Source organism: Micromonospora sp. NPDC048986, from assembly GCF_040649335.1.
GTDB classification, from domain to species: domain Bacteria; phylum Actinomycetota; class Actinomycetes; order Mycobacteriales; family Micromonosporaceae; genus Micromonospora; species Micromonospora alfalfae.
Genome location: NZ_JBEZFJ010000001.1, coordinates 540915 through 563938 on the forward strand (window position 1 = coordinate 540915; position 23024 = coordinate 563938).

Genomic DNA, 23024 nt, shown 5'->3' on the forward strand with positions numbered 1-23024 from the left:
ATCGGGTCCGCTCGGTAGATTGACGACCATGTCGAGTGCCGCGCAGGTCACGTCGTACTCCCGGCCGTTTGTCCGGGCCCTGATCGTCGCGCAGTTCGCGACCATCGGCGGGTTCCTCGCCGTGCTGCTGCTCTACGTCGGTCAGATGGCGAGCGCCGGCATCGGCCCGGCCGAGATGCTGACCGGCGCGTACGACCCGAAGGACATCGCCTTCTTCGGGGTGCTCCACCCCGTGGTGGCGGTGCTCTACCTGACGGGTGCTGTGCTCGGGCTGCCGTTGGCGATCGTCGCGGTGGCGCTGGTCGTCCGGGAGCGCGAGGCCCTGCCCCGGGCAACCCGGTCACTGCTGCTGGCCGGGGCGGCCGGCAGCCTGCTGGTGCTGGTGGCCCGCCTCACCCCGCCACTGCTGGACATGCACCGGTGGTGGCTGGACTGAGCACGGCCGGGCAGGCCTCACAGGCCGCCGGGGAGCCGTCCCGGCGCGAGCCGGTGCTCCGGATCCAGGTGCCGCTTCGCGGCCCGCAACTGGGCCAGGCCGGCCAACTCGCCCCAGAGGTCGACCGCCTGGCGGACCGCCGCCGGAGCGGAGACCACCACGCAGCGGCCCTGCCGGGCCAGCAGCACCCCTCGGACGGCGGCCAGGATGGACGCCACCCGGTCGGCTGCCAGCGCCCCGGGCAACGCCGCGTGCACCACGCCCAGCCCGGCTGACCCGCGTATCGGCACCGGCGCTCCGGCCGCGTCGCGTAGCGCGTAGACGGCGGCGTGCAGGTCGCCGATCGGCACCTCCAGGCGCAGCGCCGTGTCACCCGGCGCGAACGGGTAGCGGCGCCACCACGTCGGCGCGGAGTGCGCGATCGTCGCCTCCCCGTGCAGCAGGCCGACAAGCCGCTCGGCACGCTCGGTGACGTCGGCGGGGCCGCCTTCCAGCAGCACCACCAGGCTGCCGGCCCGGGACGGGGCGCCGGCCCGGCCGGACATCGACGGATGGCGCTCCCGGGCGGTGGCCGCCGGGTGACCGGGCGGGTACGGCGTACGCGGGCGGGGGGTGCCTCCGGGCAGGTCCAGCTCGATGGCCGCCGGCTCCAGCCGAGCGGCGAGGATCGTCCGGACCAGGTCGTGCACCTCCAACGGCGTCCACACCGGGCGGGACACCCAGAGCCTGCTCGCCGGCACCGGCTGCACCCGCAGGCTCGCCGACACCAGCACGCCGAGCGCGCCCTGGGAGCCGCAGAGCAGGCGGGCCAGGTCGAGCCCGGGCGCGCCACCGTCGACGCTGGTCAGCTCGCCGTCGGCGGCGAGGTAACGCACACCGAGAAGTTGGTCGCAGGGGCTGCCGTGGCGGTGGCGCAGCGGGCCGGCCTCGCCGGCGGCGAGCACGCCGCCCACTGTCGCGCCGGGTGAGGGGGCGTCCATCGCGAGCCGCTGGCCGGTGCGCTCCAGGGTGGCCTGCACCGCCCGCAGTGGAGTGCCGGCCCCCACCTCGGTCACCAGCGAGTCGACCGGCTCGTGACCGATGCCGGCCAGTCGGCCGGTGTCGAGCAGGATGTCGACCTGAACGGGGGCGGCACCCCAGTCGATCTTCGTGCCCGCGCCCCGGGGCACCACCGCCAGGTCGTGCACGGCGGCCAGCCGCAGCACCTCGGCGGCGGCGTGCGGGCCGCCCGGGACGGCCACCCAACGCGCCGGTCGCCCCGCCACCTCGTCGGCCGGCCCGGCCAGCCGGGAGAACGGTGGACCGCAGATCGCCGCCAACCGCCGGGTGATCTCAAGGGCTCCGGACCGGCCGAGGGAACTCGCTGCTGCCGCCATGCCGGCTATCGTACATGTGTTCTAAAGTCGCGGTGACGAGTATCGGGATGCCGCTGGTCCGGCGCGCTGCGGCTGCCGGCCGGTAACGTGGCCGCCGTGACCACCGAGACTGCCCCGCCCGCGGCGAAGCGGGTGCCCAGCGAGCGCACCCACCACGGCGACACCGTCGTCGACGAGTACGCCTGGCTCGCCGCCAAGGACGACCCGGAGACGATCGCCTACCTGACCGCCGAGAACGAGTACACCGACGCGCGCACCGCACACCTGGCCGACCTGCGCGCCGACCTGTTCGAGGAGACTCGCCGACGCACCCAGGAGACCGACCTGTCCGTGCCGACCCGCAAGGGCGGGCACTGGTACTACACCCGGACGGTCGAGGGGCAACAGTACGGAGTGCAGTGTCGCCGGGCGGTCCGCGACGGTGAGACCGACCCGCCGGTCAGCCCGGACGGCGCCCCGCTCGACGGCGAGGAGGTGCTGCTCGACGGCAACCTGCTGGCCGAGGGGCACGACTTCCTCTCGCTCGGCGCGTTCGACGTCAGCCCGGACGGACGCTGGCTGGCCTACTCCACCGACTTCTCCGGTGACGAACGCTTCACCCTGCGGGTGAAGGACCTGACCACCGGCGAGCTGCTGCCGGACGAGGTGCCGGACACCTTCTACGGCACCGCCTGGTCGTCGGACGCCTCGGTGCTGTTCTACGTGACGGTGGACGACGCCTGGCGGCCGAACCGGGTCTGGCGGCACACCATCGGCTCCGCAGCAGCCGACGACGTGGTCGTCCACCAGGAGGATGACGAGCGGTTCTGGGTGGGGGTGGAGCTGACCCGGTCGGAGAAGTTCATCCTCATCGACGTGCACAGCAAGGTGACCAGCGAGGTGCTGGTGATCCCCGCCGGCAACCCGACCGGCGCGCCGGCCGTGATCGCCCCCCGCCGACAGGGCGTCGAATACACGGTCGAGCACCACGGCCACCGTTTCCTGATCCTGCACAACGACGGCGCGGAGGACTTCGCGCTGGCGTTCACCTCGGCGGACGTACCGGGCGACTGGGTGCCGCTGATCGAGCACACCCCCGGCACCCGGCTGGAAGCCGTCGACGCCTTCGCCAACCACCTGGTGGTGTCGTTGCGCACCGACGGGCTCACCGGGCTGCGGGTGCTGCCGGTGGGCAGTGACGACGGGTACGACATCGACTTCCCCGAGCCGCTGTACAGCGTCGGGTTGGACGCCAACCCGGAGTACCGCACCGGCCAGGTCCGGCTGCGCTACTCCTCGCTCATCACCCCCGACTCGGTGTACGACTACGACCTGGTCACCCGGCAGATGGTGCTGCTCAAGCAGAAGCCGGTGCTGCCCGGTCCGGACGGGCGACCGTACGACCCGGCCGAGTACGAGCAGCACCGCGACTGGGCACTCGCCGACGACGGCACCCGGGTGCCGATCTCACTGGTCTGCCGCGTGGGCACCCCCCGGGACGGCTCGGCACCCTGCGAGTTGTACGGCTACGGCTCGTACGAGGCCAGCATGGACCCGTGGTTCTCGGTGGCCCGGCTGTCCCTGTTGGACCGGGGTGTGGTCTTCGCCGTGGCGCACATCCGGGGCGGCGGTGAGCTGGGCCGACGGTGGTACGACCAGGGCAAGCTGCTGGCCAAGAAGAACACCTTCACCGATTTCGTGGCATCGGCCCAGCACCTCGTCAAGGCCGGCTGGACGTCCAGCGACCGGCTGGTCGCCCGGGGCGCCTCGGCCGGTGGCCTGCTGATGGGCGCGGTGGCCAACCTCGCGCCGGACGCGTTCACCGGGATCGTGGCGCAGGTGCCGTTCGTGGACGCGCTCACGTCGATCCTCGACCCGTCGCTGCCGCTGACAGTCACCGAGTGGGAGGAGTGGGGCAACCCCCTCGACGACCCCGAGGTGTACGCGTACATGAAGTCCTACACGCCGTACGAGAACGTGGCCGCCGTGGACTATCCGGCGATCCTCGCGGTGACCAGCCTCAACGACACCCGGGTGCTCTACTCGGAGCCGGCGAAGTGGATCGCCCGCCTGCGGGCGGTGGCACCGAGCGGCGACTACCTGCTGAAGACCGAGATGGGTGCCGGGCACGGCGGCCCGAGCGGTCGCTACGACTCCTGGCGCGAGGAGGCGTTCATCAACGCCTGGATCCTGGACCGCGTCGGCCGGGCCTGACGACGGGCGGCGGCGATGACCAACGAGGACGGGCCGGGGCCGACGCCCCGGCGGGCGTCCGCCTGGGTGATCCTCGCGGTGGTCGCCGCCGCCCTGCTCGTCTGCTGCTGCTCCGCCGCCGTCGGCCTGGTCATCTCCTGGTCGGCCGGTCTCTTCCACACCCCGAGCTGAACGGCGGCGGCTGGCGCTGTGTCGAGGTGGCGTCAGCCGCGGCCGGCCCCCACCAACGCCGCCGCCTCGCCGGTCCGCACCATCCGCTGCCAACGCAGCCGGTTGCCGATCAACGCGGTGACCACCGACTGCACCACCACCAGGTACATGAGCTGCCGGTAGACCAACTGCTGGAACGGCAGCGCCCACAGTGGGCCGTACCGCTCCCGGTCCAGTCGCAGCGCGTACGCGGCGGTGGCCGCTTGCAACAGCAGCAGTCCCGCCCAGGCCAGGGCGAGGGTCGACCAGGGCAGGAAGAGCAGGCCGTACACGGCGAACACGTCGACCGCCGGAGCGGTGAGCGGCAACACGATCTGGAACACCGTGAGGTACGGCAGGCCGCGGCGGCCCAGTCTGCCGCCGGCACCCGACTCGCGCAGCGCGTGCCGGTGCTTCCACATCGCCTGCATGGTGCCGTAGCACCAGCGGTAACGCTGCCGCCAGAGCTGGCGCAACGACGACGGGGCCTCGGTCCAGGCGATGGCCGACTCCTCGTAGACGACCCGCCAGCCGGCCCGGAGCACCTTCATGGTGAGGTCCGTGTCCTCGGCCAGCGTGTCCGACGGCACCCCTCCCACCCGCAGCAGCACCTCGCGGCGGAACGCGCCGATCGCGCCGGGGATGGTCGGCATGCACTCCAGCACGTCGTACATCCGTCGGTCGAGGTTGAAGCCGATCACGTACTCCAGGTGCTGCCACCGACCGAGCAGCCGGCGCCGGTTGGCGACCTTGGTGTTGCCGCTGATCGCGCCCACCGACGGGTCGGCGAAGCCCTGCACCAGGTGGTGCACGGTGTCCGGCTGGAAGACGGTGTCGCCGTCGACCAGCACCAGCAGGTTCGCCCGCGCCGCCCTGATGCCCGTGTTCAGCGCCGCTGGCTTGCCGGCGTTGGCCTGCCGGATCACGCGCACCCCGCGCAGTCGCATCCGCTCGACGATGTCGGCGGTGCCGTCGTCCGACCCGTCGTCCACCACGATCACCTCCAACGCCGGGTACGCGCTGGCCAGCAGGGACCGAACAGTGGCGGCGATGTTCGCCGCCTCGTTGTACGCGGGCACGATCACCGAGACGGGTACCCGAACCTCCGGCCGGTGGCGGCGGCGACGGCGGACCCGGCGGACGTGCCGCTGGGCGCAGAACACCTGCACGGCCAGACGCGCCACCCCGAGCACGAGCGCGGCGGCGAGCAGCACGTTCATCACGTCGGCCGACCAGCGGGCGGCGGTCTGGGTCCAGCGCAGCGCGGTGCCGCTCAGCCGGGCACCCGCGCCGGCCGGGACCATCGAGGGCGAGGCGTCGATGCCGGCGGAGACCGTGGTGAACCGGTAGCCCTGCTCGCCCAGCGCGGGCAGCAACCGGTCCAGCGCGGCGAGGGTCTGCGCCCGGTCACCGCCGCCGTCGTGCATCAGCACCACAGCTCCCCGACCCCGCTTCGGGGTGGCCGCCCGCACGATCTGGTCGGTGCCGGGGCGCTGCCAGTCCCTGGTGTCCAGGTCGGTGAGCACCGCGACGTGCCCGGCACCGGCGGCGGCGCGCAACGCTGCGTAATCGGGCCCGGTCAGCGCCGCCGACACCGAGGAGAACGGCGGCCGGAACAGGGTGACCTCCCGGCCGGTGGCTGACGCGACAGCCTTGCGGGTCAGCGACAGTTCGAGGTCACGACGCCAGGGCGATACGTCGGCCAGGTTGGCGTGGGTGAACGTGTGCGACCCGATCTCGTGCCCCTCGGCGAGGATCCGCCGGACCAGTTCGGGATGCTCGTTGACCCGCGCGCCCACCACGAAGAAGGTGGCGTGCGCGCCGTGCCGGCGCAGTACGTCGAGGACCTGCGGCGTCCAACTCGGGTCCGGTCCGTCGTCGAAGGTCAGCGCGACGGTGCGGTCCGGCAGCGCCCGGCTGGCCGGTTCGGCGCGGTCCAGCCGCAGCACCGGGCCGCCCGAGCCGACGGCGGCCGGGACATCCGGCGCGGGCCGGTCGGTGGCGTTCCCCGATCCACCGGCGAGGCCACTCACCAGACCGTTGACGGTGAGGGCCGCGAGCAGCAGGAGCAGCCCGAGCAGGAGCAGCAGCCAGTGCGCCCGAGGGTCACGGCGGGCCACGTGTCTCGCCATCGTCACTGCGGCTTACCGGGCGGCCTGCTTGGCTTGGCGCCGTTGCGGTGTTCGTCGCCACGACCCGGCCGGTCGGTGGCGGACGGCACCCCGGTGGCTGTCGTACCGGCCGTGGTGGGGGGTCGGTCCCCGGCTGTCGACGTGGCGCGCGGCAGCGGCGCAGCCGTACGGGTCACCGGCGACGGCGACGTGGCCACCCGGGGCTGGTTGATCCCGTCCACGCCGGCCTCCACCGGTCGCGTTCCCCGGGAGTCGTCCGACCAGCCGGGCAGCGGCACCGAGGTGTCCAGGAAGATGCCCGCGGCGATCAGGGCGAGGCTGGTGAGCAGGCCAAGGCCCATGGCGGTGCCCGCGATGACTGTCAGCCGTCGACGACGCCCGGTGCCGTCGACGAACACCGGCGGGGCGGAGCCCGGTTGGTTGTGCATCTGGCGAACTCCCCTGGTCACCGTGGCGGGACCGTCCGGTCCGACACCGAAGTCCCAACCGTCCCGGGCCTCCGGTGCACACAGCGGCACCGCCACCAGCGGTGTTACATCGACTCAGGTCGTCCGCAGCTCGTCCAGGGCGGTGCTGACGCGCAGGAAGAGCAGGCCGACGCCGATCGTCACCAGCACCGCCGCCAGGGCGCCGGCGCCGAGCCACGCCAGGTGCTCCAGAGGTACGGGAACGGCGCGCTGCACCTCGGGAATGTGCACGATCCGGTTGTACTGTGCGCTGGTGGCAGGGTCCGCACAGAGCGCTGCCGTGGCCTCGCAGATCATCGTCGACCCGCCGCCCGCCGACACCTCCGCCGCGGCAAGCCCCCGGCCGAGCAGCGTGCCCACTGTGAGCGCGAGCAGGATCGCCGGTACGGCCGGCGCCAACGCCTGCCAGGCCACCGAACGGCTCAGCGTGGCGCGGGGCACCCCGGTGGCGACCAGTGCGGCGTAGGCGCGTCGGCGGGCGACGATCCCCTCGACCAGCGCGACGATCAGCCCGCCCGTCGCGATCAGGATGGCCACGGCAATCGCGCCATCGACGTAATCCATTGTGGACAGGTAGAAGGGGTTGGTGCCACCATCCAACCCGGCGACCCGGTTCTGCTCCCGCTCAAGCTGGTCCTTGGCCCCGAAGTAGGCCCGCTGGGCGGCTGCGCCCCCGCCGAAGATCAGGGCGGCGAGCAGCGCCGCGAACGTGCGGCTACCCGCCCACGGGTCGGCCATCAGCCGGCCCGCCGCTAGCAGGGCAGCCGGACCCCGGGCGTGCCGGCGCAACAACCGGCCGCAGTGGTAGGACAGCCAGCCGGTGCCGATCACCACCCCGATCATCGCCGCGAGCGCGCCCACCGCGAACAACAGCGGCACCAGCCAGGTCAGCCCGCCGTCGTTGTCGATCGAATTCACCACCGGGCGGATCACCGCGAACGAGGCCACGCCGAACCCGATCAGGAGCCCCGCCCACGGACCCGGACCACGCTCGCGGGCGGCCTTGCGGCTCACCCCGAGCGGGCTGGTGGTGACAGTACGAAGCATCAGGACGGTGGCCAGCGCCGCCACAACCGGCAGACCGAGCACCACTGCGGCCAGCGCGCCGGTCGACGGCAGCACGTCGGTGGGCAGGGCCAGTCGACCCTGCGCGTCCGGGCGGTGCAGCAGATCGCGGCCGACCAGATAGACACCCAGCCCGACGAGCGTGCCGAGCAGAGCGGCCACGCCGGTCTCCAGCACCACCAGCCGGGTGATCTGCCCGGGCGTGGCGCCGGCCAACCGCAGCGCGGCCAACCGGCGGTCCCGTGCCGGCGCGCCGAGCCGGGCGCACTGACCGGCCAGCGCCAGCACCGGGATCATCAGCATCAACAGCGCAAACGCCGTGCCACCGCGTAACCCGGGCTCGCGCAGCAGCGCGTTACGGTACTGCTCCGACTGGGCCCAGGCGTCGCCGGCGGGCTTCTCGATGGCCAACACGGTGAGCGCCGTGAGCCCGGCCAGGGTCGCCAGCAGGGCGCTGAGCGCGGTGAGGACCACCCGGGCGGTGTCCGTGCGGGTGCCCGCGAGCGCGAGGCGGAGCAGCGTCGTCGGTCTCAACGGGCACCGCCGGCCAGCGGCACGTCGAGCCCCAGGCCGGTGTGATCCACCAGGCCGTCGCGCAGCACGATCTCCCGATCCGCGTACGCGGCGATCCGCGGCTCGTGGGTGACCAGCACGACGGCGGTGCGCTGCTCACGGGCGAGCCGGACCAGTTGGGTGAGGACCTGCTCGCCGGCGAGCGTGTCCAGTGCGCCGGTCGGCTCGTCGGCGAAGAGCACCCGAGGCTCGGTCACCAGCGCCCGCGCCGTGGCGCAGCGTTGCTGCTGACCCCCGGACATCTCACCCGGCCGCACATCGGCCACCTCGGCCACCCCGAACCGTTCCAACCAGGTGAGCGCCGCCGTCCGTGCCTCTCGCCGCCCCGTGCCGGCGAGGAGCAGGGGCAGGGCGACGTTCTCGGCGGCGGTCAACTCGGCGACCAGTTGACCGAACTGGAACAGCACCCCGAACTCGGTGCGCCGCAGCCGGGACCGGGCCGCCTCCGACCAGGTGTCGATGCGGTGCCCACGCCAGGTGACCTCGCCGACGTCCGGCCGGAGAATCCCGGCCAGGCAGTGCAGCAGAGTCGACTTGCCGCAGCCACTCGGCCCGGTGACGGCGACGATCTCGCCCTCCGCCACCTCGAGCGTCACGCCGCGCAGCGCCGGCGTCGGGCCGTACGCCCGAACCACGCCGCGAGCCTGGAGTTGCGTCACGGATGCACCTCCCGGTGCCAGTCGGCGACCCGGCCCAGAGTGGCGTGCAGCCACCGCAGATCCGCGTCGAGGTGGGCGATCGCGAAATCGGCTGCTACCACGTCGCTGAGGGTGGCGGCCGGGTCACCCTTGACCGTGGTCAGCTCACGCAGCCGTGCGGTGTGCGCGGCCCGCTGGGCGACCAGGTACGACCGGGCCCGATCGACATCGGCGACCAGCAGCGCCACGACCACCTTGGCGAAGAGCGTGCTGGCCACGTACGGCATAGGCGCTTCCACAGTGGACAACCACTGGTCCAGTGCGTCCCGCCCCTGGTCGGTCAGCGCGTACGCGGTGCGATCCGGCCCGCCCACCCGGTCCTGCCCGGCGGAAGCCACCAGCCCGTCACGTTCGAGGCGGCCGAGAGTGGCGTAGACCTGCCCGAAGGCCAGCGGCCGAGCCCTCGGCAGCCGCTCGTCGTGCGCACGCTTCAGCTCGTACCCGTGCCGGCTGCCCCCAGCGAGCAACCCGAGCAGAACATGCGGCGTGGACACCCCGCCCACTATTCACCCAGCGAATACCCAAGTCAACAACCCACCCCCACCCCCACCCCTCTGTTGATCATGAAGTTATTGCGCCGACACGCCGCGACAGACGGCAATAACTTCATGATCAACGGAGTGGGGGTGGGGGGTGGGGGGTTAGGGGGTTTGGGGCCAGGTGGGGGTGCGGCCGGTTTGGGTCAGGAGGTGGGTCAGGTCGGGGGGCAGGTCGGGGGTGGGGGTGGGGGTGGGGGTGGGGGTGGGGGTGGGTGGTGGGTCGGCGAAGACGCCCATCTTGCGGGCGGTGGGACCCAACCGCTCCACCAGCGCGTGCAGCTCAGCCACCGCCTCCGGAGCTGGGTGGTACGGCTGGCCGGTGGCGACCGCGAGATCCCAGCCGTGCACTGTCAGGTCCAGCAGGGCCATGCCGCCGATGACTGGCTGCGGCATACCCATGCCCGGTGACACACCCTCCAGCGTGGACGGTTCCGACCAGGCGGTCACCAACCGGCCGACCTCCACCTCGAAGCGGTCCCGCCAGCCGTCACCCAGGTGGTCGGGCTTCTCGGCCCACTCCACCTGTCGCTTCTCGGCCAGGTCCTGAAAGTTGACCACCACCTGGAAGAGATGATTGAGCAGATCACGGACCAGGTAGTCGCTGCACGGGGTGGGCAGGTCCAGTTGGTCGTCGGAGACACCCCGTACGACATCGACGGTTCGCGGCGCGGCGGCCGCCAGCAGCTCGCTAGTCTGAGTGGACATAGGGCCAGCGTATGAGGGTGGTCTTGAACAAATGCGACAGCGACCGCGTGGCGACAGCCGGGGAATTCTCGACCCCGGGCGCCTGCTGCGCGAGATGCGCTTCCGCCGACACCTGCCGGCCGAGTCGCTACGCCAGTGGGTCGAGCACTACTGGTTGATCGACTGGTCGTTGAGCGCGCCGTTCGAGCAGCGGGTCGTGCCGCACCCGGCGGTGAACGTGGTGTTCCGACGGGACGACGACGGGCCCGAGTCCGGCGAGGTGGCCGGGGTGGGCCGCGACCTGTTCCGGATCACGCTCAGTGGCACCGGCCGGGTGTCCGGTGTGCAGTTCCGTCCCGGCGGCTTCCACCCATTCTGGCGGCGCGCTGTCAGTGAGCTGACCGGCCGTAGGGTGCCGCTGCCCGCCGGCCGGCTGACCCACCCCGACGTGCCGGTGGGCGCGGGCACGTACCCGGGAGCACCCACCTCGGCGGCCGGCGACGACGAGCGCTGCCGGGCGCTGGACACCCTGCTCACCGCCTGGCGACCGGAACCGGACCCGATGGCCGAGGAGGCAATCCGACTGACCGGGGCGATCCGTACCGACCGGACGGTGCTGCGCGTCGACGACTTCGCCGCGCGGCACGACGTTCCGGTCCGCCGGTTGCAGCGGCTCTTCATCGAGTACGTGGGGGTCGGGCCGAAGTGGGTGATCCGCCGCTACCGGCTCCAGGAGGCGGTCGAACAGGCCGCTGGTGGCCCGCTGAGCTGGGCTGACCTCGCCGCCGACCTCGGCTACAGCGACCAGGCCCACCTGGTCCGCGACTTCACCGCCGTCGCCGGGATGTCCCCCGCCGCGTACGCCCGCTCGGTGCACTGAGGAAAACCGAGGAGCTGCCAGCGCTGGCAGATCAGCGACGCCGCAGGACGACCACGGCGACGTCGTCCTGGATCTCCGGTGGGGCCAGTTCCACCAGCAGTCGGGCGCAGAACTGGTCCAGGTCACCGTCGACGGTCGCGGCGACCCCGGCCAGTGCGGCAAGCCCCTCGTCGATGGTGGCGTCCCGTCGCTCGATCAGCCCGTCGGTGTAGAAGACCAGCGTGGCCCCGGCCGGCACCACGAACTCCAGGTCGGCCGGGCGCGGGGCACGGACGCCGAGCAGCGGCGCTGAATGCTGCACGAACTCGACCTTGCCGTCCTGGATCAGCAGCGGCGGCAGGTGCCCGGCGCTGGCCAGCCGGACCCGTCCGGTCGGCGGGTGCATCAGCAGGACGCAGAGCGTCGCCAGCTCGTTCGGCAGCAGTGTCCGCATCAGCTCGTTGACCCGGTGCAGGATCTCGCCGGGCTGGTGGCCCTCGACCGCGTACGCCCGCACCGCGTGCCGCAGCTCGGCCATCACCGTAGCCGCGTGCAGTGAGTGCCCGGCGACGTCCCCGATCGCGAGCAGCAGGTGACCGTCGAGCATCACCAGCTCGTAGAAGTCGCCACCCACCTCGGTCTGCGCGCTGGCCGGCTCGTAGCGCACCGCGAGGTCGAGGCCGGCCACGGTGGGCAGTCCGCGCGGGAGCAGGCTGCGTTGGAGAGTGACAGCGATCCGGTGCTCCTCGTCGAACGAGCGCTGCCCCTCCACTGCCGCCGCCACCGCCTGAGCCAGTTGCTTGAGCACCGGGGTCCGCGCGGTCTGGGTGGCGGTCGGGACCACCACGTACAGCGGGGCGCGGTCCTCGCGCAGTCGGGCGGCGGCGATGGTCACCGTGTCGTCCGCCGGCCAGTCGACGAGCGCCCAGTTCGCCGGGGCCTCCACCCGCACTGTGGCACCGGTCGGCACCCCGGTGTCGTCGACGACCCATGGCACCACGGCGGCCACCTCGCCGGGACCGGCGCAGACACCCGCGAGGCAGTCGCCGTCGAAGGTTTCGGCGATCACCGCGGCCGGGCTCTTGAAGATCTGGGCGGCGCCCTCGGCGGCGGCCTCCAGCAGGCGCGCGAAGGTCGGCGCGGCGTGTACCGCCACCGTCGTGTCGGCCAACCCGAGCAGCCGCTCGGCGAGCAGTTCGGCGCGCTGCCGGGCCTGGTAGTAGCGCAACACCGCCCGGGTGGTGGCGATCAACTCCTCGGGCTCGATCGGCTCGGTCAGGTACGCGTCAGCGCCCCGGGTGAGCCCCTGGGCACGGTCGGCCACGTCCACTGCGTGCGCCGACACGTGGACCACCGGCATCGCCGGGTGCCGTGCCTTGATCTGCTCGCAGACCTCGTAGCCGCTCAGGTCGGGCAGTCGGACGTCGAGAACCACCAGGTCGATCCGGTCCACCTCGACCCGAGCCAACGCCTCGGCGCCGTTCTCCGCCTCCAGCACTGTGAACCCGGCCCGGGTCAGCCAACTGACCAGCAGGTAACGCTTGGTACGACTGTCGTCGACCACCAGGATGGTTGTCGGTACGCCGTCCATGCCGTCACGCCCCGCCGACAGGTAGGGAGACGGTGAACGTGCTGCCTTCGCCGGGCGTGCTGGTCAGCTCCAGTGACCCGCCGAGCAGGGTCACCAACCGCCGGGCGTACGGCAGACCGAGGCCGGTGCCGCCGACCCGGGTGGCTCCGGGGATCTGGTAGAACTCCTCGAAGATCCGGTCGCGCAGCTCAGGAGCGATGCCCGGCCCGGTGTCGCTGACCTCGAACTGCCAGCGGTCGCCGTGTTGGCTGGCCCGCAGTCGCACCTCGCCGCGCTCGGTGAACTTCAGCCCGTTGTGCAGCAGGTTGCGCAGCACCTGACCGAGCAGCACCTCGTCGGTGCGCAGCACCGCCGGCCCGCTGGGCTCCTCCACGACCAGCTCCACCTCCGGGCGGGTGGCCAGCGCGCGCAGGGTGCCGCGCAGTTGCCCGAAGACCGGCCGCAGGTCGACCTCGGCCAACTCCGGCTCGATCCGGCCGGATTCCGCCTTGGCCAGGTCGAGGAGTTCGTTCACCAGGTTGAGCAGATCTGCCGCCGACGAGCGGATCAGATCGACCTGACGGCCCTGCTCGTCGGTGAGCGGGTCGGAGGCGGAGTCGGTGAGCAGCCGCCCCAGGCCGATGATCGCGGTGACCGGGGCGCGCAGCTCGTGGCTCACGTTGGCCAGGAACCGGCTCTTCGACTCACTCGCCGCCCGGAGCTGGGCCGACTTCTCGTCCAGCTCGGCGTAGAGGGCGACGACACCGCGGTTGGTCTCCTCCAACTCCTCGGTGAGCTGGTTGTAGAGCGCCAGCACGCCGCGGTTGGTCTCGGCCAGCTCCTCGTTCAGCACGGCCAGCTCGTCGCGCTGACTGCGCACCTCGTCCAGTGCGGAGATGAGCTGCCCGTTCTGCACGGTCAGCTCATCCAGCGCACTGGCCGGCGCGGTACGGCCGAGTTCGGCACGGAACTCGGCCAGCCGCTCCGGGGTCGGCGTCGGCGCGTTCGCCGGGACTCGTCGGGACATCCGTACGACCGTAACCCCCTCGACGGTCGACACGCTCAGTGTGTCGACCAGTCGGGACACCGCGCCGGACTGCGGTTGGTAGCGGCCGTCCGGCAGCGGGGACATCGGGGCCAGGTCGGCGCGCAGGTGAAACCGGCCGTCGGCGGCCGTGTCGACGTGGAAGGAGACGTCGGCACCGCCGGTCGTCCGCAGCAGATCCCGGGCGACCTCGCTGAGCGCGGTGGCGATCCGCACCTGGTCCTGGTGTTCGAGGCCGATCACAGCGGCCACCTCGCGCCCCCGCTGACGGATCACGAAGATGTCCTGCTCGACCCGCAGCGCCATCTGGAGCAGCGGCAGCGCTGCCGGCTCCCCGCTCACGCCCACGACCTCGCGACAAGTACGCAGGCGTCGTCGCGTCGCACACCGGCGTCACGGAGCAGGGTCGCCGCCATCACCAGCGGGGATCGCTCCGCCAGGCCCGGGTAGTCGGTCATCCGCCACCGGTCGACCACCCCGTCGCTGTGCATCACCAGCCGGGCGCCGGGACCGAACGGGTAGTCGTACTCCCGGATCGTGGGCCGTTGGTGGCCGGCGATGCCGGGCAGCGACACCAGCCCTCGACGGCGGCCGTCACCGTCGACGACCACGCCGGAGATGTTGCCCAGGCCGGCGTAGTGCAGCACGCCGGCCTCCGGCATCAGCTCTCCGACGGCGAGCGCGGCACCCCGGGTGTGCGACATGCTCCGGTGCAGGTGACCGACCACCATCGCCGGTGGGCCGGCCGGGGCGTCGCGGAATGCGGCCAGCGCCGCGTCGGTGGCGGCCCCGGCCAGTGGGCCGTGCCCCAACCCGTCGCTCACCAGCACCTGGTGCCGCCCGTCGATGACCCGGACGGCGTAGCCGTCGCCGCTGATCGTCTCGCCGGTCAGGGGTCGGGTGAGGGCGCCGGCCCAGGACGGTCGCGCCGTCTCGGCCGGCCAGACCTGCACGGCGAGGACGGTGCCCTGGCCGGGCAGCGAGTATCCGTCGAACCAGCTGGCCTGCCGGACGATGGCACCCAGACCGATGCCGAGTGTGCCGGTGGTCGAGTGCCCGTCCTGGGACGAGACGGTCAGGTCGGCCATGCCAGGCCCGGAGTCGATCGCCACCAACTCCACCCCGGCCTGCCCGGCGCGGCGTACCGGCCGGAGCAGCAGGACACCCTCGTCGGCGTGCTTGACCAGGTTGCTGGTCAGCTCGGCCGCCACGATGGCCAGGTCGGCGATGCGCGCCGCCCCCATCTCCACCTGCGCGCCGAGGCGCTCGGCGGCGCGCCGGACGGCGCTCGCCGCGCTGCTGGCCTCCACCCGGAACCAGATGCCACTGTCGGTGACCGCGTCGGCGTTCACCTGGACCACTTGGTGACCGTGATTCGCGTACCGCTCTCCGCCGACGTCTCGATCTGGAACTCGTCGACCAGCCGGCGGGACCCGCTGAGCCCGAGGCCGAGGCCGCCGCCGCTGGTGTAGCCGTCGGTCATGGCCAGGTCGAGGTCGGCGATGCCGGGCCCGGAGTCGGCGAACACGATCTGCACGCCCTTGCGTCGGCCGTTGTCCACCACGGTCACCTCGACCGACCCGCCACCGCCGTACACCAGGGTGTTTCGGGCCAACTCGCTCGCCGCGGTGACCACCTTGGTCTGGTCGACGAGGGACAGCTTGACGGACACCGCCACGGCGCGGACCAACTGCCGGACGCGCACCACGTCCTCATCGCTGCGAACCGACTGCGCCTGCGGCTGGCCCAGGTCGACGCCCGTGGTCACGGCGTGGCCGTCTCGGCGTCCGGTTCGTCGTCGAGCTGGTAGTCGAGCTCGTCGGCGTGGGCCGCCGCGATCAGCTCCATGCCGCGCTCCACGTTCAGCGCGGTACGGATGCCGTTCAGCGACAGCCCGAGTTCGACAAGGGTGATGGCGACGGCTGGACGCATCCCGACCACCACCGTCTCCGCGTCGAGCACCTTGGAGATCGACGCGATGGTGGAGAGCATCCGCCCGACGAACGAGTCGACGATGTCCAGCGCTGTGATGTCGATGATGACGCCGTGGCAGCCGGTGTCGACGATCCGCTGGGCCAGATCCTCCTGGAGCGCGACCGCCGTCTGGTCGGACATGTCCAGTTGGATGGAGACGAGCAGGATGTCCCCGATCTTGAGGATCGGCACCCGCTCCATCAGACGTCCCGGCGCGGCTGGCGGCGGGCGGTCTCTACCCCGTTGAGCCGCAGCACGTGGCGCAGCGCGTCGGCGAGGCTCGCCTTGGTGGCGATGTCGCCGAACTCGATGCCGAGCGCCACGATGGTCTGCGCGATCTGCGGGCGGATGCCGGAGATGATGCAGTCGGCGCCCATCAGCCGGGCGGCCACCACGGTCTTCAGGATGTGCTGGGCTACCTGGGTGTCGACCGCCGGCACGCCGGTGATGTCGATGATCGCGTACGGCGAGCCGGTGTCGACGAGGGTCTGCAACAGCCGCTCCATGACGACCTGGGCCCGGGCCGAGTCCAGGGTGCCGACCAGCGGGACGGCGACGACACCCTCCCAGAGCTTGACCACCGGCGTGGAGAGTTCGAGCAGTTGCTCGGCCTGATCCGCGATCAGGCTCTCCCGGGTGCGGACGAAGCTCTCGAAGGTGAACAGGCCCATCTCGTCGACGAGCTTCGAGAAGGCGACGTAGTCCTTCAGCGCGTCAGTGCCACCGGTCTCCTGCACCAGCTCGGCCAGCACGTCCTTCAGCGCGAAGACGCTGATCGTGGTCTCGGTGGCGGAGAAGCCCTGCCGGGCCCGGCCACGGGACAGCTCGGAGAGCGCGGCGCGCAGTTCGGCGGCGCTGTCGGCGGACAGATCGATGGTGCCCTGCTCGCCGCTGGCGACGATGGCACGGTGCAGGTCCTGGACCTGCCGGCGCAGCTCCGCCTGGCTCAGTCGGCCTCGCAACGAACTGGTGACGATCTCGGTCCACCGAGTCGTGACCCGTTCGTCCTGCCCGTTGAGCAGCGCGACGAGCCGACCACTTTCTTCGGTGCTCAACGCCATTTCGAACCCCCTTGACCTGGACCGGGCGGACTCTATCACCGGGGCCTGACCAACTACTTGCCCCGTAGCAACGGAATGACGATGGCCACCGGATGACGGCTCCCGTTCTACCTCCGGGGGTGGTCGTGGGATACCGTTCCCCCGATAACAGGAGGTCTGGCGAATGTCGTTGACGGTGCACACGGAACAACGCGGCGACGTGGTCGTCGTGTCGGTCGCGGGCGAGCTGGACATGGCCACCGCACCGCAGCTGCAGGACCAGATCACCGACCTGCTCGACAAGGGCCGCAACCGGCTGGTGTTCGACCTGGCGGAGGTCTCGTTCTGCGACTCGACCGGTCTGTCGGTCTTCGTCCGCGCCAAGAACAGCTGTGACGAGGCCGGCGGCGTGGTCCGGCTGGCCGCCCCGCAGCGCGGTGTGCTGCGCATCCTTGAGGTGAGCGGGCTGGTCGAGGTGCTGCACACTTATCCGACGGTGGATGAGGCAGTCGCCGGCGAATCGACGCCAGCGTCCTCCTGACCGTCGGCGTTCGTCACTCGTCCTCGACGTAACGGGGGCGAGCGATCGCCATGCCCGCCGTCGTCTGCACGGCGAGGGCACCCAGCAGGAACCCGATCGGCGCGGTCCAGCCGCCGGTGGCCTCGTAGAGGATGCCGACCATCAGCGGGCCGAGGGCGGCGATCACGTATCCGGTGCTCTGCGCGAACGCGGAGAGCGCGACAGTGCCCTCGGCGGTGCGGGCGCGTAGGCCGATGGCGGTCAGGATCATCGGGAACGCGCCCTGACCGATCGCCAGCAGGGCGACCCAGAGCAGCGCGGCGCCGTGCGGTGCGAGCGCCAACCCCAGGTAGGCCAGTGCCGACGCGGTGGTGAGCCCGAGCACCAGCGGCCGCAGGGTGCCCAGCCGACCGGCCAGGGTGGGCATCAGCAGCGCAATCGGCACGCCGAGCGCGGTCACCCCGGCGAGCAGCAGCCCGGCCGACTCCGGCTGGTAACCGGCGTCGCGGAACAGTTGGGCCAGCCAGCCCATGATCGCGTACCCACTGAGCGACTGCGCCCCGAAGTAGACCGCCATCGCCCAGCCCAGCCGGGTCCGCGCCGGCCGGACCCGCGTCGGCGTGGCGACGACCGCCGTCGGGGTCGCCCGCCGCGCCGCGGCGCGGGTCCGCAGCGCCAGCGGCACCCACGGGAGTACGGCCACCGCGGCCATCGCGGCCCAGACGCCGAGCCCGGCCCGCCAGGACCCGAAGGCGTGCGCGATCGGCACCGCGGAGGCGGCGGCCACCGTCGTGCCCACAGTCAACGCCATCGTGTACGCCCCGGTGACCAGGCCGGTGCGGTGCGGGAAGTGCTGCTTGACCAGCATCGGCAGCAGGATGTTGGCGACCGCGATGCCGGACAGCGCCAGCGCGCTGGTGAGCACGAAGATCAAGGCCGAGTCGGTGGCGACCCGGAGCACCTGGCCCACGGCGAGGGCGAACATGGCGACCACCAGCACCCGGGCCGGCGCCACCCGGCGTACCAGCCACGGGGTGAGCGCGCCGAGGCCGGCGAACGCGATGGTCGGCAGGGTGGTGACCAGGCCGGCGGTGACGCCGGAGAGGCCGAGCCCGTCGCGGACCTCGTCGAGCAGTGCGCCGAGGCTGGTCACCACGGCACGCAGGTTGAGCGCGACCAGCAGCATCCCGACCAGCACCAGCGCGCCACCGGTCGCCGGGTGCGTCCGCCGGCCGGTGCCGGGGTCCCGCGTCGGGCGAGGGTCGACGGCGACGGGGGCGGGCAGCGCCGGAGCGGCTGTTGGTGGCGGGGTCATGACCGTTAACCTACAATCATGGGATGAATTTGGGACCGGTGATGTAACCAGTGCCACCGTCGGTTGAATTCCCCTCCGCGCCGCCGACGCCGCCCCTCGGCCAGCCCGCCGTGCCGCCCCGTGACCAGCCCGCCGTGCCGCCCCGCGGCCACCGGGTCCGGCAGACCACCGAGCAACTCCGCGCCCGGATCCTCGGTGGCGAATGGCCCGTCGGCGGGCGCATCCCCACCGAGCCGCAACTGGTCGCCGCGCTGGGCGTCGGGCGCAACACGGTCCGCGAGGCGGTCCGCGCCCTGGTGCACGCCGGGGTGCTGGAGTGCCGGCAGGGCTCGGGCACCTACGTGGTGTCCACCGACGAACTGGCACCGGTGGTCGCCCGCCGACTCGGCGACGACCGGATGACGGAGGTCATCGAGGTACGCCGCGCCTTCGAGGTGGAGGCCGCCCGCCTCGCCGCGTTACGGCGTACCCCGCAGGACCTGGCGGCGCTCGACGGCGCGCTCGCCCAACGCGAGGCCGCCTGGCACGGCGGCCGGGTCGACGCGTTCGTCGAGGCCGACGCGGCACTGCACACGGCGGTGGTCGCCGCCGCGCACAACGCCATGCTCGCCGAGCTCTACGCCTCGGTGGGCACCGCCCTGCGCAGCACCGTCGCCCAGGCCATGGGCGGGGAGCTCACCCCCGAGCGCTACGTCGACCACACCCGGCTGGTCGAGGCGATCCGGGCCGGCGATCCCGGCCGGGCGGCGCTCGAAGCCGGCGCTTTTCTGGAACCCGCCGAACGGGCATAGGTTGTGCCCGACAGAAAAGCGGACACCTCGGGAGTACGAATGCTCAAGGGCTTCAAAGACTTCATCATGCGCGGCAACGTCGTCGACCTGGCGGTCGGCATCGTGATCGGTGCTGCTTTCACGGGCGTGGTCACCCAGCTCACCAAGTCGTTCCTCGAACCACTGATCAAGGCAATCGGCGGGGGCACCGGCCTCTCGGCCGGCACGTGGACACTCAACGATCAGGTCTTCGACTGGGCGGCGTTCATCAACGCCCTGATCACGTTCCTGCTCACCGCCGCGGTGCTCTACTTCTTCGTGGTGTTCCCGATGAACAAGCTGGCCGAGCGCCGGCAGCGGGGCGAGGAGCCGCCGCCGGCGGCGCCGAGCGAGGAGGTCAAGCTGCTCACCGAGATCCGGGACGCCCTGGTCTCCGCCGGCCACACCACCCCCGGCCAGCAGCGCGGGGCGCTGGACGACGTGCTGGGCCGCCGCCCGGAGCCGCCGACGCAGCGCTGACCCGAACGGATGCACATCGGCCCCTGTGGGATTCCCGCAGGGGCCGCACCTTCTCGTACGTGTGTTCGATAGAGTCCCGTCATGGAGCAGCGAAAGCACTGGTGGAACGGGAAGTGGGGGCGGCTGGCCCGGCGGGACGTCTTCCTGCGGGTGGACGCCGACCGGTGGCACGTCGAGCAGCGGGCCGGCGGCGCCGAGGGCATCTCCCGTTTCTACGAGTACGGCAGTGTGGACGAGGCCGAGGAGACTGTCCGGGCGCTGCTCGACGGCCCGGACAGCTGGCGGGAGCTGTCCCCCCGCCAGCCCGGCGGCTGGACCCTCCCGAACAGCTGAGTGGACGGGCCCGTGGAGGCGGTATTGCTGTCGACGGTGATGACTCTGAGTCATAGCTATGACTCGGAGTCATCACGCTCTCCGGACCATTGCCTCCGGGCCTCCAAGCCGCCGCTCTGGAACGCCGCTGCGCTGGAACGCCGCCGCTGCGCTGGGCCAAGGTGCCGACCCACACCGAGGCCGAGGCCGCGACTGCGGCTGCGGCTGCGGCTGCGCGTCTGGGCGGGTGAAGCCGGGCCGAACGGCGGGCGGGCGGAGGCGGGCGGAGCCGGCCGAACGGCGGGCGGGCAGGCGGGCGGGCAGGCGGGCAGGCGCGGGCGCGGGCGCGGCTGGCGTTTAGCGGCGCGCCGCCCTGGGAACCGCAGCGGGATGGACCAGCAGGACGAGCAGCAGGCGACCATCTCGCGGATCACCACCGGGATGCCGGTGATCGACTCAGCTGGCACCGAGGTCGGCACGGTGGACCTCGTCCAGCGGGGTGACCCGAACGCGGTGACCGTCCAGACACCGACTGCCGACCCGGGCAGCAGCCTGGACGAGCTGATCGAGGCGACCGCTGTCGAGGAGCCGGACGTCCCGGCCGATCTGGCGGCGCGGCTGCTGCACAGCGGCTATCTGAAGGTCTCGACCGATCTGACCCGCACCGGCGCTGTCTACGTACCGGCCGACCGGATCGGGTCGGTGGCCGATGGCCGGGTCCTTCTGGCCGTCGGGGTGGCCGATCTGCCGCCCGAGGAGTGACCCAACCGCCCTGATCGACTCGGGTTTCATGAAATCGGGGCGTCCGGAGCCTCGGGACAGCCCAACTTCATGAAACCCGAGTCGATCTCCCCTGCGCCTCGGCGGCAGGCTGACCCGGCGCGGCAGGCTGACCCGACGCGGCGGGCTGATCGGGCGCCGTGAGGGCGGGCTGGTCGGACGCGGCGGGCTGGTCGGACGCGGCGGGCGTGGCGGGCTGGCGGCGGTGGAAGAGCAGCAGCATCAGGCAGCCCGCGACCAGGCCCCAGAACGCGCCGCCCACGCCGATCAGCGTCACCCCGGACGCGGTCACCACGAAGGTGATCACGGCGGCCTCCCGGGTCGCCGGGTCGGTCACCGCCGAGGCGAGCGCCGTGGCGAGGGCACCCAGTAGCGCCAGCCCGGCGACCGCCTCGATGAGGATCGGTGGGGCGACCGCCACCAGCGTGGTGGCCACGCCGGCGCCCAGTCCGAGCACTGCCAGCCCAGCGCCCGCGGTGACCGAGGCGATCCACCGGCGTTCCGGGTCGGGGTGCGCGTCGGGGCCGGCGGCCAGTGCGGCGGTGATCGCCGCCAGGTTCACCGCGTGCCCGCCGGCCGGGGCGGCGAGCAGACTGGCCAGGCCGGTGGTCCGCAGCGCGGCACCGAACGGCGGGCGGTAGCCGTAGCCGACCAGCACCGCCATGCCGGGTACGTTCTGCGCGGCCATGGTGACCAGGAACAGCGGCAGGGCCAACCCGACCAGTGCGGACGCGTTCCAGGCCGGCGCGGTCAGCGTGACCGACGGGATCAGCGCGGCCCCGGTCAGGCCGGTCGGCGGTGCGGTCAGTGCGATAGCCGCCACGGCCACCACCAGCGCACCGGGCACCGCCCAGCGTCGGGCGAACCGGTGCAGCAGTAGCCAACCGACCACCACCGACCCGGCCACCACCGGCAGCTCAACCAGTGCGCGGACCGGGGCGGTGCACAGCGGCAGCAGCACCCCGGCGAGCATGGCGCCGGCCACCGGCTTGGGGATGGCGGCCACCGCACGGCCGAGCGGCGGGAACAACCCGGCCGCGACGATCAGCACAGCGGAGACGAGGAAGGCGCCCACCGCCACCGGCCATCCGCCCGGCGGTGGCCCGGTCGCCACCAGCAGCGCGGCGCCCGGGGTGGACCAGGCCGCGCTCATCGGTATCCGGTACCGCCAGCCCAGCCAGGCGGCGACGAACCCACTCGCCACACAGAGAGCGAGCAGGCCGGAGGCGGCCTGCGTGTCCGACGCTCCCGCCGCTCGGAGCCCGGCCAGCACGACTGTGAACGAGCTGGCGAAGCCGACCAGCGCGGTCACCACCCCGGCCAGCACCGGTTGCACGCGTCCGGCCACCTCATCCTCCCGACTGTTCCGTTTACGGAACGGAAGCGTGTAGCACGATAGCCGGGTGCCGCACCCACCACCAGCCCCGCGCCCGGGCCTCGACGTGGATCCCGCCGTCGTCGGTCGTCGGGTCCGTGCCCTGCGCGAGGAGCAGGGGATCTCGCTGTCCACACTCGCCCGACTCGCCGGCGTCGGAAAGGCCACCCTCTCCGGCCTGGAGCACGGCACCCGCAATCCGACCCTGGAGACGCTCTGGGCGGTCACCGCGCAGCTCGGCGTACCGCTGACGGCGGTGCTGGCGGAGCCGGCCGCCGGGCCCACAGTGCACGGCACCGCTGTCACCGCCACCCTGCTGGAGGTCTTCACCGACACCGACGCGACCTACGAGCTGTACCGGATGCGGGTGGCGCCCGGCCCCGGCCAGCTCTCCCCCGCCCACCCGGCGGGAGTCACCGAGCACGTCACAGTGTTCGCCGGTGTGCTGCGCGCCGGGCCGGCCGACGCGCCGCTGACCGCCCCGGCCGGCGGTCACCTCCGCTGGGTGTCGGACGTGCCACACAGCTACGCGGCGGTGGGTGACGAGGAGGTCGCCGCGAGCCTGCTGCTGCGCTATCCGCGCCACTGAGACC

Annotated in this window: 25 protein-coding genes; 10 read left to right on the plus strand and 15 right to left on the minus strand. The window is 72.5% G+C overall.

The window, feature by feature from the left end:
* The first annotated feature begins 28 nt into the window (after positions 1–28).
* Positions 29–436, plus strand: coding sequence for a hypothetical protein (locus AB0B94_RS02470; protein WP_357267559.1), 408 nt, complete (start codon positions 29–31; stop codon positions 434–436).
* 17 nt (positions 437–453) lie between these two features.
* On the opposite strand, the gene AB0B94_RS02475 is transcribed toward AB0B94_RS02470, so the two are convergent.
* Positions 454–1812: an FAD-binding oxidoreductase gene (locus AB0B94_RS02475; RefSeq protein ID WP_357267561.1), complete on the minus strand. Its 1359-nt coding sequence runs from the start codon at positions 1810–1812 to the stop codon at positions 454–456.
* A 96-nt stretch (positions 1813–1908) separates the two neighbouring features.
* Here AB0B94_RS02475 and AB0B94_RS02480 point away from each other — a divergent pair, with 96 nt between their 5' ends.
* Together AB0B94_RS02480 and AB0B94_RS02485 are read left to right on the plus strand one after the other, a co-directional pair.
* Positions 1909–4005 carry a S9 family peptidase gene (locus AB0B94_RS02480; protein ID WP_357267563.1) on the plus strand — a complete coding sequence of 699 codons (2097 nt, stop codon included), beginning with the start codon at positions 1909–1911 and terminating at the stop codon, positions 4003–4005.
* Positions 4006–4020: 15 nt separating this feature from the next.
* Entirely contained in the window at positions 4021–4176 is a 156-nt protein-coding gene (locus tag AB0B94_RS02485) for a hypothetical protein (RefSeq protein WP_357267565.1), read from the plus strand.
* Positions 4177–4208: 32 nt separating this feature from the next.
* On the opposite strand, the gene AB0B94_RS02490 is transcribed toward AB0B94_RS02485, so the two are convergent.
* The 6 genes from AB0B94_RS02490 to AB0B94_RS02515 all read right to left on the minus strand — a co-directional run bounded on the left by AB0B94_RS02490 (position 4209) and on the right by AB0B94_RS02515 (position 10373).
* The gene (locus AB0B94_RS02490) at positions 4209–6326 is read right to left on the minus strand and encodes a bifunctional polysaccharide deacetylase/glycosyltransferase family 2 protein (RefSeq protein WP_357267567.1); all 2118 of its coding nucleotides are present in this window, start codon (positions 6324–6326) and stop codon (positions 4209–4211) included.
* A gap of 2 nt (positions 6327–6328) precedes the next feature.
* Positions 6329–6754 carry a hypothetical protein gene (locus AB0B94_RS02495; RefSeq protein ID WP_357267570.1) on the minus strand — a complete coding sequence of 142 codons (426 nt, stop codon included), beginning with the start codon at positions 6752–6754 and terminating at the stop codon, positions 6329–6331.
* A gap of 114 nt (positions 6755–6868) precedes the next feature.
* Entirely contained in the window at positions 6869–8392 is a 1524-nt protein-coding gene (locus tag AB0B94_RS02500; RefSeq protein WP_357267572.1) for an FtsX-like permease family protein, read from the minus strand.
* Positions 8389–9090 carry an ABC transporter ATP-binding protein gene (locus AB0B94_RS02505; RefSeq protein WP_238668683.1) on the minus strand — a complete coding sequence of 234 codons (702 nt, stop codon included), beginning with the start codon at positions 9088–9090 and terminating at the stop codon, positions 8389–8391. Before AB0B94_RS02505 ends, AB0B94_RS02500 begins: the two co-directional genes overlap by 4 nt.
* Positions 9087–9623: a PadR family transcriptional regulator gene (locus AB0B94_RS02510; protein ID WP_238668682.1), complete on the minus strand. Its 537-nt coding sequence runs from the start codon at positions 9621–9623 to the stop codon at positions 9087–9089. Before AB0B94_RS02510 ends, AB0B94_RS02505 begins: the two co-directional genes overlap by 4 nt.
* 147 nt (positions 9624–9770) lie before the next feature.
* Positions 9771–10373: a TIGR03086 family metal-binding protein gene (locus tag AB0B94_RS02515; protein ID WP_357267575.1), complete on the minus strand. Its 603-nt coding sequence runs from the start codon at positions 10371–10373 to the stop codon at positions 9771–9773.
* Positions 10374–10404: 31 nt separating this feature from the next.
* On the opposite strand from AB0B94_RS02515, the gene AB0B94_RS02520 reads away from it, so the two are divergent.
* On the plus strand, positions 10405–11232 hold the full coding sequence (locus AB0B94_RS02520; protein WP_357267577.1) for an AraC family transcriptional regulator: 828 nt from the start codon (positions 10405–10407) through the stop codon (positions 11230–11232).
* 31 nt (positions 11233–11263) lie between these two features.
* On the opposite strand, the gene AB0B94_RS02525 is transcribed toward AB0B94_RS02520, so the two are convergent.
* The 6 genes from AB0B94_RS02525 to AB0B94_RS02550 are packed head-to-tail and all read right to left on the minus strand — an operon-like array spanning position 11264 to position 16861.
* Positions 11264–12802 (minus strand): SpoIIE family protein phosphatase, encoded by a 1539-nt coding sequence (locus tag AB0B94_RS02525; RefSeq protein WP_357267579.1) that lies wholly within the window; start codon positions 12800–12802, stop codon positions 11264–11266.
* Between the two features lie 4 nt (positions 12803–12806).
* On the minus strand, positions 12807–14132 hold the full coding sequence (locus AB0B94_RS02530; RefSeq protein ID WP_357268392.1) for a sensor histidine kinase: 1326 nt from the start codon (positions 14130–14132) through the stop codon (positions 12807–12809).
* Between the two features lie 32 nt (positions 14133–14164).
* Entirely contained in the window at positions 14165–15178 is a 1014-nt protein-coding gene (locus AB0B94_RS02535) for a SpoIIE family protein phosphatase (RefSeq protein ID WP_357268394.1), read from the minus strand.
* Positions 15175–15594, minus strand: coding sequence for an anti-sigma regulatory factor (locus AB0B94_RS02540; protein WP_357267581.1), 420 nt, complete (start codon positions 15592–15594; stop codon positions 15175–15177). The genes AB0B94_RS02535 and AB0B94_RS02540 overlap by 4 nt, the downstream gene beginning before the upstream one ends.
* The gene (locus AB0B94_RS02545) at positions 15591–16001 is read right to left on the minus strand and encodes an STAS domain-containing protein (RefSeq protein WP_124854579.1); all 411 of its coding nucleotides are present in this window, start codon (positions 15999–16001) and stop codon (positions 15591–15593) included. The genes AB0B94_RS02540 and AB0B94_RS02545 overlap by 4 nt, the downstream gene beginning before the upstream one ends.
* Entirely contained in the window at positions 16001–16861 is an 861-nt protein-coding gene (locus AB0B94_RS02550) for an STAS domain-containing protein (RefSeq protein ID WP_357267583.1), read from the minus strand. Before AB0B94_RS02550 ends, AB0B94_RS02545 begins: the two co-directional genes overlap by 1 nt.
* A gap of 163 nt (positions 16862–17024) precedes the next feature.
* Between AB0B94_RS02550 and AB0B94_RS02555 the strand changes: the two genes are divergently transcribed.
* Entirely contained in the window at positions 17025–17381 is a 357-nt protein-coding gene (locus AB0B94_RS02555; protein WP_238668677.1) for an STAS domain-containing protein, read from the plus strand.
* Between the two features lie 13 nt (positions 17382–17394).
* Here AB0B94_RS02555 and AB0B94_RS02560 read toward each other — a convergent pair whose 3' ends face one another.
* Positions 17395–18546, minus strand: coding sequence for an MFS transporter (locus tag AB0B94_RS02560; RefSeq protein ID WP_357268396.1), 1152 nt, complete (start codon positions 18544–18546; stop codon positions 17395–17397).
* A 239-nt stretch (positions 18547–18785) separates the two neighbouring features.
* On the opposite strand from AB0B94_RS02560, the gene AB0B94_RS02565 reads away from it, so the two are divergent.
* From AB0B94_RS02565 to AB0B94_RS02580, 4 genes are all read left to right on the plus strand, one after another.
* Positions 18786–19466, plus strand: a complete 681-nt coding sequence (locus AB0B94_RS02565; RefSeq protein WP_357268398.1) for a FadR/GntR family transcriptional regulator — start codon at positions 18786–18788, stop codon at positions 19464–19466.
* Positions 19467–19505: 39 nt separating this feature from the next.
* Positions 19506–19964, plus strand: a complete 459-nt coding sequence (mscL, locus tag AB0B94_RS02570) for a large conductance mechanosensitive channel protein MscL (protein ID WP_357267586.1) — start codon at positions 19506–19508, stop codon at positions 19962–19964.
* Between the two features lie 81 nt (positions 19965–20045).
* Positions 20046–20297, plus strand: a complete 252-nt coding sequence (locus AB0B94_RS02575; RefSeq protein ID WP_357267588.1) for a hypothetical protein — start codon at positions 20046–20048, stop codon at positions 20295–20297.
* Positions 20298–20666: 369 nt separating this feature from the next.
* Positions 20667–21038 carry a hypothetical protein gene (locus tag AB0B94_RS02580; RefSeq protein ID WP_091395802.1) on the plus strand — a complete coding sequence of 124 codons (372 nt, stop codon included), beginning with the start codon at positions 20667–20669 and terminating at the stop codon, positions 21036–21038.
* 67 nt (positions 21039–21105) lie between these two features.
* On the opposite strand, the gene AB0B94_RS02585 is transcribed toward AB0B94_RS02580, so the two are convergent.
* Positions 21106–22404, minus strand: a complete 1299-nt coding sequence (locus tag AB0B94_RS02585) for a benzoate/H(+) symporter BenE family transporter (RefSeq protein ID WP_357267590.1) — start codon at positions 22402–22404, stop codon at positions 21106–21108.
* 55 nt (positions 22405–22459) lie between these two features.
* Here AB0B94_RS02585 and AB0B94_RS02590 point away from each other — a divergent pair, with 55 nt between their 5' ends.
* Positions 22460–23020: an XRE family transcriptional regulator gene (locus AB0B94_RS02590; RefSeq protein WP_357267592.1), complete on the plus strand. Its 561-nt coding sequence runs from the start codon at positions 22460–22462 to the stop codon at positions 23018–23020.
* Positions 23021–23024: the final 4 nt, after the last annotated feature.